Annotated in this window: 8 protein-coding genes and 1 other annotated feature; all 8 genes read right to left on the bottom strand. The window is 30.2% G+C overall.

The window, feature by feature from the left end:
• Positions 1–52: 52 nt before the first annotated feature.
• Positions 53–3,187, bottom strand: a complete 3,135-nt coding sequence (locus JMO20_RS18430; protein ID WP_202711203.1) for a M28 family metallopeptidase — start codon at positions 3,185–3,187, stop codon at positions 53–55.
• Positions 3,177–4,532, bottom strand: coding sequence for a hypothetical protein (locus tag JMO20_RS18425; RefSeq protein WP_202711201.1), 1,356 nt, complete (start codon positions 4,530–4,532; stop codon positions 3,177–3,179). The genes JMO20_RS18430 and JMO20_RS18425 overlap by 11 nt, the downstream gene beginning before the upstream one ends.
• Before the next feature lie 162 nt (positions 4,533–4,694).
• On the bottom strand, positions 4,695–5,978 hold the full coding sequence (locus tag JMO20_RS18420; protein WP_202711199.1) for a S41 family peptidase: 1,284 nt from the start codon (positions 5,976–5,978) through the stop codon (positions 4,695–4,697).
• 378 nt (positions 5,979–6,356) lie between these two features.
• On the bottom strand, positions 6,357–6,626 hold the full coding sequence (locus JMO20_RS18415) for a metal-sensitive transcriptional regulator (RefSeq protein ID WP_202711198.1): 270 nt from the start codon (positions 6,624–6,626) through the stop codon (positions 6,357–6,359).
• 16 nt (positions 6,627–6,642) lie between these two features.
• The gene (locus JMO20_RS18410; RefSeq protein ID WP_202711196.1) at positions 6,643–8,946 is read right to left on the bottom strand and encodes a spermidine synthase family protein; all 2,304 of its coding nucleotides are present in this window, start codon (positions 8,944–8,946) and stop codon (positions 6,643–6,645) included.
• A 37-nt stretch (positions 8,947–8,983) separates the two neighbouring features.
• Positions 8,984–9,412, bottom strand: a complete 429-nt coding sequence (locus JMO20_RS18405) for a SoxR reducing system RseC family protein (protein ID WP_202711194.1) — start codon at positions 9,410–9,412, stop codon at positions 8,984–8,986.
• Positions 9,413–9,766: 354 nt separating this feature from the next.
• Positions 9,767–11,554, bottom strand: a complete 1,788-nt coding sequence (aspS, locus tag JMO20_RS18400; protein ID WP_243414872.1) for an aspartate--tRNA ligase — start codon at positions 11,552–11,554, stop codon at positions 9,767–9,769.
• Between the two features lie 4 nt (positions 11,555–11,558).
• The gene (gene hisS / locus JMO20_RS18395) at positions 11,559–12,824 is read right to left on the bottom strand and encodes a histidine--tRNA ligase (RefSeq protein ID WP_202711192.1); all 1,266 of its coding nucleotides are present in this window, start codon (positions 12,822–12,824) and stop codon (positions 11,559–11,561) included.
• A gap of 77 nt (positions 12,825–12,901) precedes the next feature.
• Positions 12,902–13,127: a binding site (T-box leader), on the bottom strand.
• Positions 13,128–13,199: the final 72 nt, after the last annotated feature.

Raw genomic sequence — 13,199 nt, 5'->3', positions numbered from 1 at the left:
TATATAAGTCACAAGAATATAATATCACATGAAATCTTAATATAAACTTTCCTCAGTAAACCATTTCATCCTCATTTTCTTCCTGAAATAATTCATGTTTTCTTAAATTGTCTAATCCACCCACTGATGAATAGGGGCCATATAATGTCGATATAAAAATCATGTTTATAATAGTAAATATAATAAACATTGTAAAAATATTAATAGATTTTCTCTCAAATCTTAAAACCTTAACTATACCTAATGATATAGCAGCTATTACTAATCCAATCAGAAAGTTTTCATATTTAAAGTTAGTCAGATAGGGTAAATTAAAAGTAATCATTTGAATAGCAACATTAGCTAATATCGAAGTATATATTATATATTTATTCTCAGATATTTTCTTTTTAGTTATAAGCTTCCATATTGCAATTAGAATAAAACCAGGGACTATCCAATAGAATTTTACTAAAAACAAAATAGAACTATAAATAATATTTTTTATTATACTATCTCCTCTTAATAGCAACTGATTTCTAAAGTTATTAAATCCGAATTCATTACTTGAGGATATAGCCATAAGATTTCCTTGTTTATTATCCATAAGGTCATCTAGCCAAAATATATAGCTATTATTAGCACTTTCAACTAACATGATATTATTAACATCTATCTTTTTGCTACTATATATTGTTCTCTTTGATTGAATCTTACCGTTATATAGTTTAACCAAATAAATATAAGATTTACCGTGTTTGTCTGTTCCATGATATACAACATTTAATCCATCATTTTCTCTACTAATATTATTATTTTCATTGCTTACATAGGGTAATTCTTCAACGTTTACTAGGATCCCTCCATCACCATTAAATTCTACATCTGACCTTATATTACTATTGATTGGTCTATTTCCTAAATAAAAAGGAATATAATTTTGAGTTGTTTTTTCTTCATAAAAAATATATCCCCTTGCCACTTCTATCCCAAATCTAATTTCTTTATCTGATTTAAAATTGCTAATTTCCCTAGACTTTAATATGTCCCCATTTCCTTGTATCATAGTATATTTTACACTGACTTGGTTATTATCAGATTTCTCCTTAAAAATGATGTGTACTCTTTCTTTATTATCGATTCTAGCTATAAAATCTGATATTTTATTATTATCTATCTCATATATAGCATTATTATTTATTACTTTTAAACCTTCATTTGTTTGAATAAAAATATATTGCTGTTGTTCTAAATCTATCACTTGATAATTTGAAACATTATCATATAGTTTTTCTACTTTATTTTGAATGTTAAGTAAATATAATTTATCTTCTTCTAAGAAATATATGCCTTTGCTAGCATTAGATAATTCTGTAGCATTATTACTTATCTGGGATAATTCTTCCTCTTGAATAATTTCTCCTTTAGAATCAATCTTCATCATTTTAATATTGCTTCCATCCTTAACTAAAGTTCTAATCCCATTATTATCTAAATCATATATCTCAGAAATGGTGTCTCCAGTTAATGAAACAATATTTTTCCAAGAATTTGTTTTATATCCAGAGTAGCTTACATTCTCATATCTATATCCACTATTATAGAATAGAATAGAAGTTATTATTAATATTACAAGTATTAACGTGAATATAGGTTTGCCTTCAAACTTTTTCCTTATTTTTTCGTTTTTATAAATAATCCTTAATAGTACAATTATCATGATAATTATTAAAGCTAAGGTTATTAAATATATAATAAATTGCCTTATAGACTGAAGTTGATTTTCAGATATGCTACTTCTTTCTATATCTTTGGCTTTGTAACCATAATAATCAATTGTTTTTAATAATAGTTGACCAGGATTAACTAATCTTTCCTTATCTACATTAGAAATATCATCATAGGGTGTATGAACCAAATCTGTAGAAAGATGGGTCATTGTAAGTGCTACTCCTCCCCTTGGGTTAAAGCTCCAATGATCACTACTATATGAATATTGATCAGTCTTAATATCAAGTCCAAGTTCCTCTCCTAATTCATTGATATTATTGATCATTTCTTTATTTTCTATTTGAATACTTGAATCAACTGAAAATATTGGACCTGTATCAAGCTCTAGATTTACTTCTTCTTTTGAGCCTATCATATCAATGTTTATTACCTTTGTATCTCTGATATAAAACTGACTATCCCTTGCATAATTTTGTAGTGCATAATAATCAGAGCCAAACAAACCACTTTCTTCTGCATTAAAAGCAGCGAAAATAATAGTTTTAGTAGGCTTCTTCCCACTTTCCTTAATTGCCCTAGCTAATTCTAACATCATTCCTGTTCCCGATGCATTATCCAAAGCTCCATTATATACTCTACCATCAGGGCCTGTTCCTACATGGTCAAAATGGGCTGATATTAATAAATATTTATCTTCTTCATCTTTATTATTTTTCCCTGGAATGTACCCAATTACATTAGAAGCCTCTACCCTTGGGAATTCTAAATCTAATTTTATATTAAGCTTATATCCTTCCTCAGAGTAGGTAATTAATTCTTCAAAAATACCTTCTTTTACAGCTATATTTATAAATTCTGGAGTAGACTTACCTGTAGCTTTATCTCCAATTACAACGCTATTTATGATTTCTTCATCTTCTTTATATTTACTTGTAGGTCTTATTACAGCTTTAATATCATTTTCAATTAATATTTTACTATTTTCCTCTTCATTAGGATTTATAGTTGTAAGTATTATAGAAGCTCCTGACTTGCTCATTTCATCTAAGTTATTGATAAATTCCATCTTATCAGTTACTTCTCCCCCTGAGCTAAAACCATTTACAAGATAAATATAATCCTTCATTAATTGGTATTCCTTTATTTTATTTCCATTTTGGTCTATAATTTGAAACACTGGTTTACCCTTAAGCATAGGTGATATAACCTTAAAGCTTTGTAAATAGCTACCCTCTTCATTAATTGGTGTTAATCCGATTTCTTTAAACTCATTAGCAATATACTCTGTTGCTTTATAATTTCCCTCTGTTCCAGGTAATCTTCCGCCATACTTATCTGAGGATAATTCTTTTATGTGATTATATGCGTTATCTTCATTAAAATCATTTATGTCAATAGATGAACAGCCTGATAGTACTAGTGACATTAAGATAATCAGGGTTAAAATAGATGATATAACTCTTCTTTTATTTCTCATCATTTTCAACTCCTTTAATATTAGAATCTATTAAGTCTTCATCTATATTATCAAGGTATTCTAGCCATTCACCTTCCAATTCTAATAAGTCCTTATTATATGTGGAGTGTAAAGCTTCATCAATTCTCTTTACTGTATTTGCTTTATACAATTCTATGTATTTGTCTATGCCATAGGTATTGATTAAGTAGTTACCAAAGGATGCTAACTCTGAAGATATAATATCCTTATTAAGACTACTTTCATAGCTAAATCCTACAAGATAGTCCAAGGGTATGTATTCTTGTTTTTGAATAATCTCTTTCATCCAAGTATGCATTTCAATTCCTGTGTTATAATAAGGATTAAAGTAACCGAGATATAGGCCATCAAAAGACATTCTATCGAAATATTTACCGTACTGATACATTAATTTCTGAGCTATTTTAAATTTATAATAATCTTCATGAGCTGTACTATTGGCATAGAAGTCTACCATCATAGTTTTATTGTATCTATCATAGTTATAATGAGTGTAGGATCCCATTAGTTTTTCACTCATAAACATATAATCTTCTATCTTATCTTCAAAGCTTACCCCCAATTTTTCTATACATTGATTGTAATACTCTTCCCTTGATTGAATTATCTTTTCAATATCCCTCTCTACAAAAGTATTAATTGGATTATAGTAAAAATCAAAATTCTCACTTTCTACTTTTTTGAACTTTTCTAGCTTATACTCTTGTAACTCTGGACTTTTAATCGTCCAATTTTTCTCATTTTTAAAAAAAGCACCATAATACACTTCATGAAGATTTACTTTTATTTCATAATCCATATTCCTTATAAAGCCAAGATCAAAAGCATCTCTTAAATGATCATTTGATATTGACCCTACAACCCAAAGATATTTTTCTTTATTTAATGGGTTTGGAGTAACAAAATGAAAGGTAGTACTTTTTTCAGTTATTTCTTTATTCCCCGCTATTAGCTTTGCATCTTTAATTATTATAGGAAGTTGAGAGTTTACTTTTTCAAATAAGCTATTTGTAGATGGGTTTCCCAGTAGAATAATGTGATTATTTTCAATATCTTCTTCTGTAACATCCTTATCTGCTTTCATCTTTAAGTCATAACCTATAGCTCCACCTAACCAGATTAAATCAGTTATTTCCTTTTCACTCCCTTTGGTCCCATATACAATAAGACCATTCTTATGAGTATCTATCCTATCATTAAAATCTACAATCCCTGTCATATCCTTAGGAATCTTATTGCTATTGGTGTTAATTATACTACTACATCCTGAAATAGTTGTTAAACTAATTATTAGTACTACTATAACTATTAATTTCTTTCTCATTGTAAGTCCCCCCAAAAAGTACTCATGCTTTCACAAAATCTTGAATAGATTTAATCTTATATAGTTTGCACATACTATTAAAGTGAATTTCATTGAATAATATTTCTAATATTACTCGGTTTTGTTTTTAAATTAAATGCAACCTATAGTTATCTCCTTATATTACTTATCTTCACCTTCACGACTCTCCAGTTCTAAAACCTTATTTATAGTTCTATCTATAGAAATAGAAATTCCTATTTCTGCGTCAACCTTAACATCTGGTTCAGTTTTAAACTCCTCATTACAAGTCCCATCTGATGTTAATCCCATATCATAGGAAAATCTAAATATGAATCCACTGTTTGGAAGTGCACATAATGCTGGGTCAGTACCTATTCCATCCCCTCCAGTTTTCTCACCAACTAAAATAGCAAATTTTGTAGCTTTAGCAAATGTAGCAAACATCTCTGATGATGAATATACACCTTTATCAACAAGTAAGTAAATATTACCATCAAAATTATTTATGCCATTAGGAGAAATTTTTTGATTGAACTCTATAAAATATTTAAAATTTGTTTTAGTCTCTGGTGGAAGATTTTTCAACTCTTCTAATGGTAATTTATCTATTGTCGATAGTGTTTTATAATCTTTCCAAGTTTTCGCTTTCACAAAGTCCTCAGTAAATTCCCCGCCAGTAAGCAACACATATTGAGTATTATATAAGGGTTCGTTTATAAGCATAGGTACTAAATGATTTTGCCAATATCTACTATCACCACCACCGTTTCCCCTTATGTCAATAATCAATGCATTGTAATCCTCTATTCCATTAATGAAAGGTTCTATTATCTCCATATCATTTTCAATATTGGATAAAGTCTTAATTCTTAAGTATGCAACATTTTTTTCAAGCTTCTTAGTTTCAACGTTATCAGAAATAGAATCTCGATTTTTCTCACTATTTGCAGAGTTACTATCTAAATCTGACTTCTCATTTTCAGAATATCTATCTATAGTCTTAGGATTATTAAGTTGCTTTAACCAAGGATTATTAAGGGACAAACTAGATTCATAAACTCTTTTAAGTCTGCCATAATACTTTCTATTAATCATATGCGTATGACCATTATGTAAATCCTTTATAATAGAATCTAAAGCTTTATAAAATTCCTTATCATCTTGAGTATCCTTTATCATTTCATAGTACTTTTCTTTATTTGCCAACCAATCTATACCATATAATCTTTGATTGACTTTTAGAAAAGGATAGTTTTCCTCCATTATCTTATACATAAATTCAAAATCCTCTATTTTTTCATCTTCAGTAAGCTGAGTATTTGAATTCGAAAAGTCGTAAAAATGAAAAGAGTTAACATTTTCCACATCATTACTTGTACTACATCCTATCAAAGTAAACAATAAAAAAAATGTAATTACTACTAAAGTAATTTTCTTTTTCATGCATTATCCCCCCATAAGCATTTAATTAATGTTCAATATATTTAACTTGTTTTACTTGTTATTATTATACATCTTTAGATGTTGTTCTTTTACATATACTCCATGAAACCTGCAAATCAATGTTTGAATTGTCATATAAAATATGTAAGCAAGAAAACCGCATATTTACAAATTGAATATAATTCCGCATAAAAATTTAATATACAATTTTTCCAAGTTGTAAAATTATAATTTTAGAATATTATATCATTGTTTCCTTTTGCTGTAAAAAAAGCAAGATAATATAGATAGAATAAAAAATAACACTAAACATAGTCCTATGTTTAGTGTTATTTTTCGCCTTATCTTTTTACGGGTGTATTAAAAAAGCCTTCATTCTTACTTCGTATACTTAATCATAATTTCAATTAACTCATCTAAGTCCTTATCGTCCTCACTATTATCTAAATAATCAGTCAAGCAATCCTTCATATGGTGCTCTAAAATCAGTCCTCCCACTTTATTCAGAGCAGCTCTAGCAGCAGATATTTGCGTTAATATATCTCCACAGCTTTTTTCATCGCCAACCATTTTTTGAATACCTTTAATTTGACCTTCTATCCTTCTTAATCTTTTTAATATAGGGTCTTTATTTGTTATTTCTTCCATTCGTATCCCTCCTATACTATGCTCTTAACGGATTCTTTATAAATAGTAACAAATAGAACATAGTTCCTAGTATTAAAGTAATATTAAATCCAAGTTTCATAGATATAATCAGAGAAAGTATAGAGCTAACAACGGACATTACTCCATTAATTCCCCATGCTAATGGCACTCCATTTGGCGTGATATCTTGAGAAATAGTCTTAATTCCTCTAGGAAATGGCATACCTAAGAAAACACCAAGGGGGAATATCATAGCAAAAACTATAAAGAATTTCAGAACAATATCTGATCCTACAAAAGAATTAAATACCACAGGAGCTACAAAAGCTAATACTAAATTAAAGCCACCAATTATTAGAAAAATATAATCTTTCTTCTTATTAAGTCTTTCAATAATTCTTGACCCACTTACATAGCTTCCAATTCCACCACCAAATAATAAAGCAAATAGAATAAAAGAAAATGCTCTAGTAGTACTCCCCATAAATAAAATTGTTTTCTGAATAAAAGGTATTTCCACAAGCATAAATCCTAACCCAATTATTGAAAAATAAAATGATATTTTTCTTAGATTTTTATTGTTAAAAACTGTTGCTATAATAATAAGACCAAAGGCTAAAATGCCTAAAAGTAAAAATAATAGTGTATTAGATATACCTTTATCATAATCATAGAAAAATGGCTTGTTATCAGTTGTTGGTTCAGCATTAAATGCGAAAGCATCAACTAGTCTATCATATTCTATCTGTCCATTCCCATAGTACTCATATAATTTAATTTCCTCTCTCTTTTCAATATAAGGTAAATTGATTATTTCCCTATTTTGCTTTTCAATTTCCTTTAAAGCTAACTGAGATTCCTCTTCGGTGAAGGGAGTCTCCTTATAAATAACCACAGGCATATATATTTCACCATTTAATTGCTGACTATTCTCTTTTGACAGTGAATTAATAGCAATAAAGTGATCAGCAATTTCCCCTTTATCTATACCTCTATCGACTAATACTTTCGTCATTGTATTCAAGGATTTAAAAAGCTCCTTCATATCATTGAATACAAAGGTCAGTCTGCCGTTATCGCTTAGATGATTAAGATATTCATTGTATGCTTCTTCAGTATAGATATAATTCTCTGAAAGCATAGCTGCTGAATTATCTACCACACCGGAAAAAACTTTTCCTAAATAAATATGATTATATTTTTTATTAGTCGTACTTATGAATTTTCTTCCATCTTCTACAAATAAAGATACTTCATCAAGATTGTATATTCCACCATTGAATGTGTTGAACTCCTTAACTGCATCAATAGTTGAAGGATTAATTTCTACAGCATCTATTTGATTTGATTCTCCCAACAAAGCTAGTAATACATCCTCTCCACCACCAGATCCAATTAAAAGTGTACTATCATTTTCCCCAACTTGAAAGGATATATATTCAATATTTTCTTTTAAATAATCTACCTTATCGAGATTTCCATCAAATTGAACCATTGGAGCACTGGCTCCACCATCTGTAATTATGGTCTTTCTGTTAGGATCTCCAATGTCAATAACATCGGTCCTAGAAATTGAATCCCATCTTGTATATTCTATATCAACATCTCTCTTCATCGTATCGTGCCAATAGCTTATTACTGTATGAGGGCTAGTTATATATGCAGTAAAGTCTTTTTGGAAGCTAATAACAAACGATCTATTAAAGGATAGTATAGTAAGAACTATTATTAGAGCTATAGGGATAATTTTTATAGATCTTTGCTTTATCTTGACTGCGAAAACTAGTGATGCTACTAGAGCCATTATAGAAACCACTAACAATGTACCTATAAATCCTAAACCATCCATAAGTACTAATATCCCTAAACTACCAATTGATGATCCTAATAGGTCTGCAAAATAAAGCTTATGACCTATAACTTGAAATTCTTTAAATATCAGAGACAGCACTATCCCACCAAAAACAAAGGGAACGCTAGCCATTATTGAATATATAAAGTAAGGATTTATATATGGAAGCTTATATATAATTAAAGTAATTACTATATAGCTCAATGCTAAAATCAAGGTAAATAAAGAAATTGCCTTTGTCCTATCTTTAAATATTCGTAATTTTTCACCGAACAAGAATACTATAATTCCTCCTATTCCCGTACCTAATATAGCCAATGAGGTAACTAAGAATACAAAGTGATAAACTAAAACTGTAGAAAACAATCTAGTTGTCAAAACCTCATAAATAAACATTGAGGATGAGACTAAGAATAAACCTACCATAATTAGTAATCTCTTGTATCTTTCTAAAATTCCATTACTCAAAAAGCACCCACTCCCATTTAATTTTTTCTGATGTATACTAATTTTTCAATATCTTTACCATTTTAAAATGTATTCTATCACTCTTATTCACACTCTTATCGATAATTCTTAAAATGAAATAAGATACTCCTAACAATAGAATACCTGATGCAAATCCTAATGCTTCATAGTTGTCAATCCCCAAGTTTTCAAATAAATTAATTCCTCCAATAATTCCTCCAACCATTAATATTAAAGGCATAATATATACTAAAAATGCAGATTTAAGAACAAAATCAGTTTGCATTTCAACTTCTACCATATCTCCCTTTTCCGCTCCTAACGAATTCTTGATTTTTACCTTTGTAGCTGGAACATTACAACCGCCGCCACATGATCCACATTTATCGCCACAGGCGGAAACTCTTCTTACTTCTAAATGAGCTATACCATTGTCGACTTTTGTTACATATCCTAATTGATTCATAATATCACCCTTTCTATGCTAATATGATATACCCCTAGGTAGTAATTACCCTATGATTAAATAATAGCATATTTTTGATTCATCATCAATATAACCCAGTATACTAATAACTCGAATCTTACTCCACTTAAAGAAGTTTGGGATTCTTATTTAAAAGAAATTTGGTATTTAAGTTTCCGCCTAATACTAGGTAACCCTTATTTTTTGCGGGTGGTAGTATTCTCAGCTATCTAGATAAAGGCTGGAGTCTTTCTCCAGCCTTATGTATTGTAGTAAATTTCATATTTAAAATACAATCCTATTTTTTTACAGTTTATATCTTAAAAATTCTTTATTCAGTCATTTTATAGTACCTTACTTTTCTTCCTTAAGCTTAACATCAACATGAAGTTCTTCTAATTGCTTATCAGAAACTATTGTTGGAGCCTCAGTCATTAAGCATGTAGCACTTTGAGTTTTAGGGAATGCAACAACGTCTCTGATATTCTCAGTATCGGCAAAAGTCATAATTAATCTATCAAAACCATATGCAATTCCTCCATGAGGTGGTACTCCATATTTAAATGCTTCCAATAGGAATCCAAATTTATCCCACGCCTCTTCTTGCGTAAATCCTAATGCTTTAAACATTTTCTCTTGCAACTGAGAATTATTAATTCTAATACTTCCTCCACCAGCTTCTTCCCCATTAATAACTATATCGTAAGCCTTAGCTCTAACCTTTTCTGGTTCAGTTTCTAATAACTCAATGTCTTCATCCATTGGATGAGTAAAAGGATGATGCTTAGCAACATATCTATCCTCTTCTTCGTCATACTCAAATAAAGGAAACTCTGTTATCCAAACAAGTTCATACTTATTCTTTTCTATGATATTAAGTCTTTTAGCTGCTTCTATTCTTAAATGTCCTAATGAATCAAATACTACTGAAGACTTGTCAGCAACAAATAATAATAAATCTCCTTCCTTACCTTCCATTTTCTCTATTAAATTATTAAGTTCTTCTTCACTCAGGAACTTAGCTATAGGCGATGAAACGCCATCCTTTGTTATCTTAATCCAAGCTAATCCCTTTGCGCCATAAGTCTTAACATAATCCTCAAGCTTAGAAATATCCTTTCTACTGAAACTATCAGCATATCCGTTCAGATTGATACCTCTTACCTCTCCACCTTTTTTAATTGTGCCACTAAATACCTTAAATTCACTATTTGCAAGGACATCACTTACATTATTAAGCTCAAAGCCAAATCTCAAGTCTGGTTTATCTGAACCAAATCTCTCCATTGCTTCTTTGTATGTCATTCTTTTAATTGGTAATTCTATTTCAATTCCTTTAATGTCTTTAAACATCTTATAAATTAGTTTTTCATTTATTTGAATTATATCCTCAATATCTACAAAGGACATCTCAATATCAATTTGAGTAAATTCTGGTTGTCTATTTGCCCTTAAATCTTCATCTCTAAAGCATCTAACAATTTGATAATATCTATCCATACCTGATACCATTAGAAGCTGCTTCATAAGTTGTGGGGACTGAGGTAATGCATAGAACTTCCCTGGGTTAACTCTACTTGGAACTAAGTAATCTCTAGCTCCTTCTGGAGTAGGTTTAGCTAACATTGGAGTCTCTATCTCAACAAAATTATTTTCATCTAAAAATTCCCTAACAACCTTTGCAGTTTTATGTCTTATCTTTAATTTCTTTTGCATAGATGGCTTTCTTAAGTCAAGATATCTATATTTCAATTTCATAGCCTCTGAGACATCGTCGTCATCTTTTATGTAAATCGGCGGTGTTTCAGCTTCATCCAATATCTTTAGCTCTTCCACAAAAACTTCTATATCTCCAGTTGGTAAGTCAGGATTTTTTGATTGTCTCTCTAAGACCTTACCTTTTATAGCAATAACAAATTCACTTCTAATTTTATTTGCCTTTTCAAAGGATTCCTTTGAAACTTCACTATCAAATACTACTTGTGCAATACCTGTTGTATCTCTTAAATCAGCGAAAATTAACGATCCAAGATTTCTTCTCTTTTGAACCCATCCCATTAAAATTACTTCTTGATTTTCGTTTTCTATCCTTAAATTGCCACACATGTGCGTTCTTCTCAAATTTCCCATTCTTTCTCCCATTTTTTTACCTCCCTAGCTTCTCTTTAATAGTGTTTATTAAATTGCTTAATTTAATCTCATTTTGATCCCCAGTTTTCATATTCTTAAGGGTAACTACATCCTTTTCAATCTCTTCATCTCCAATCACAATTGTGTAAGTTGAGTTTATCTTATTGGAATATTTAAACTGTGCCTTCATACTTCTTCCTAAATAGTCCTTATCAGCAGATACACCATTATTTCTAAGGTTATAAAGAATTTTAAAAGCTTCTTTTTCAGCCCTTTCTCCAATAGTAACAATGAATACATCTACTTCATCAGAATTAGGAATTTCTATATTATTAGTTTCAAGATATAGCATAAGTCTTTCTATACCCATTCCAAATCCAATTCCTGGAGTAGAAGGTCCACCGATGCTTTCAATTAACCCATCATACCTTCCTCCACCACAAACTGTATCTTGGGCTCCAATACCACTTGATACAAATTCAAATGCAGTCTTAGTATAATAATCCAGTCCTCTTACTATCTTAGGATCTACAGTAAACTCTATGTTTAATGATGATAAATAATCTTGTACTTTTTCAAAGTGTACTTTACATTCATCACAGATATGATCTAGTATTAAAGGTGCATCTTTAATTTCTTCTTGGCAGGACTCTACCTTACAATCTAGAATTCTCATAGGATTTTTATCGTATCTTGATTGACATGTTTTACAAAGATTATCAATCTTGGTTGATAGATAATTCATTAGTGTTTCATTATATTTTTTCCTACATTCTGGACATCCTATACTGTTTATGTGTAGCTCTACTTCATTTAAACCAAGTTTTTTATATAAAGTGGCTACTATACTCATAACTTCAGCATCAACTGCAGCATCGTTACTTCCAAAAACCTCTATGCCAAATTGATGATGCTCCCTTAATCTCCCTTTTTGAGGTCTTTCATATCTAAATACTGGAGTTATATAAAATATCTTAGTCGGCTGTGCTTCTGCATAAAGCTTATTTTCAATAAAAGCCCTAGCCGCTGGAGCTGTTCCCTCAGCCTTTAATGTTATACTTCTTCCTTTTTTGTCCTCAAAGGTATACATTTCTTTTTGTACAACATCAGTAGTTTCTCCTACTCCTCTTTCAAAAAGCTCTGTATGTTCAAATGTAGGTGTTCTTAATTCTTTATATCCAAAGCTCTTACAAATATCTCTGAATAGTCCTTCTAAATACTGCCACTTATAGGAATCAAATGGTAATACATCTTTAGTACCCTTTGGTGCTTGTGTTAGCATATTTTCTCCTCCTTACAAAATATTTTTAGTACTATCAAAATTTAAAATGAAAAAACCCCAAGTCTCTGCCTTACTATGACAGGGACGAGAGGTTTGAATTCCCGCGGTTCCACCCAAATTGCATATAACAATATGTTTATATACCACTTCATTTAACTTTAACGCAGCTTCACGAATAGTCCTAATACATTTTCAGACTATCTACTCCAGAGTGTGTTCGTTGAGTATTGACATCGGATTTCCACCGTCACCGATTCTCTATTGTCAAGGAATTCAACTACTACTCCCCTTCATTGTATTTGAAATTTATATACTTAGTGAACTCGTTCTGCTAAAGCAGAACATCGGGGCTTCAGATGGAGACTCTACTCCACC

Source organism: Sporosalibacterium faouarense (genome assembly GCF_016765695.1).
Classification (GTDB): Bacteria; Bacillota; Clostridia; order Tissierellales; family VENL01; genus Sporosalibacterium; species Sporosalibacterium faouarense.
This window is presented reverse-complemented; position numbering and strand designations above follow the sequence as displayed.